This is a genomic window from Caulobacter sp. P1_B12_2 (assembly GCF_056406675.1).
In genome coordinates, this window is record NZ_JBFTZS010000700.1 from 1 (window position 1) to 1,515 (window position 1,515).

Annotated in this window: 1 protein-coding gene; it reads left to right on the plus strand. The window is 69.6% G+C overall.

Features of this window, described 5'->3' with window-relative positions; translation table 11 throughout:
- Positions 1-123 precede the first annotated feature (123 nt).
- Positions 124-1,458 carry an omega-aminotransferase AptA gene (aptA, locus tag AC1DZ6_RS25030; RefSeq protein WP_477099793.1) on the plus strand — a complete coding sequence of 445 codons (1,335 nt, stop codon included), beginning with the start codon at positions 124-126 and terminating at the stop codon, positions 1,456-1,458.
- Positions 1,459-1,515: the final 57 nt, after the last annotated feature.

Consider the following 1,515-nt stretch of genomic DNA (forward strand, 5'->3'; position numbering starts at 1 on the left):
CGCTTTGGGATCTGGGTCCCGGCATTCGCCGGGATGAGCGGCCGTGAGGGGTTGCCAGATCACATTGAACTGCGATCACAATGCACGCGTCCATCCAGAACGCCAGAGCCCGAGACCTCCTCCATGACCAATTTCGGCTCATCTCAGCCCGCGACCAACGACCTAGACGCCTTCTGGATGCCGTTCACGCCCAACCGGCGGTTCAAGGCCAGTCCGCGCCTGCTCAGTCGCGCCGAGGGCATGCATTACTACACGCCCGACGGCCGCCAGGTGCTGGACGCCACCTCGGGCCTGTGGTGCGTCAACGCCGGGCACAATCGGCCGAAGATCGTCGAGGCGATCCGCCAGCAGGCCGGCGAGATGGACTACGCCCCCAGCTTCAACATGGGCCATCCGGCGGCCTTCGCCTTCGCCAGCCGCATCGCCCAGATCACCCCGCCGGGCCTGGACCGGATCTTCTTCACCGGTTCGGGCTCGGAGTCGGTCGACACCGCCCTGAAGATCGCCCTGGCCTATCACCGGGCGCGCGGCAAGGGGACCAAGACCCGGCTGATCGGCCGCGAGCGCGGCTATCACGGCGTCGGCTTCGGCGGCATCTCGGTGGGCGGCATCCCCAAGAACCGGATGTATTTCGGCAGCCTGCTGACCGGCGTCGACCACCTGCCCCACACCCACGGCGCCCCGGGCAACCTGTTCAGCCAGGGCCTGCCGAAGAACGGCGCCGAGCTGGCCGACGCGCTGGAGGGGATCGTGGCCCTGCACGACGCGTCCAACATCGCCGCCGTGATCGTCGAGCCGGTGGCCGGCTCGACCGGGGTGCTGGTGCCGCCCGAGGGCTATCTGCAGCGCCTGCGGGCGATCTGCGACAAGCACGACATCCTGCTGATCTTCGACGAGGTGATCACCGGCTTCGGCCGGGTCGGCGCGGCGTTCGCGGCCGAGCGGTTCGGGGTGATCCCGGACATGATCTGCATGGCCAAGGGCCTGACCAACGCCGCCGTGCCGGCCGGGGCGGTGGCGGCGTCCGAGGGCGTCTACCAGGCGATGATGGACGGCGCCGACGCCCCCATCGAGCTGTTCCACGGCTACACCTATTCGGCCCACCCCCTGGCCTGCGCGGCCGGGATGGCGGCGCTGGAGGTCTATCAGGAGGAGGCGCTGTTCGAGCGGGCGCTGGAGATGGAGCCCTACTGGCGCGCGGCGGTCCATTCGCTGAAGGACGCCCGCCACGTGATCGACATCCGCGACTTCGGCCTGATCGCCGGGATCGAGCTGGAGCCGCGTCCGGGCGCGCCCACGGCCCGGGCGATGGCGGCGTTCGAGACGGCGTTCGACAAGGGCCTGCTGATCCGGGTGACGGGCGACATCATCGCCCTGTCGCCGCCGCTGATCATCGAACGCGAGCAGGTGGACCAGGTGGTGKAGACGATACGCGGGGTGTTGGCGGGTGTGGACTGAGGCCGCKGGGACGCCCCCTCCGTCACGAGGCTACGCCTCGCGCCACCTCCCCCGTTT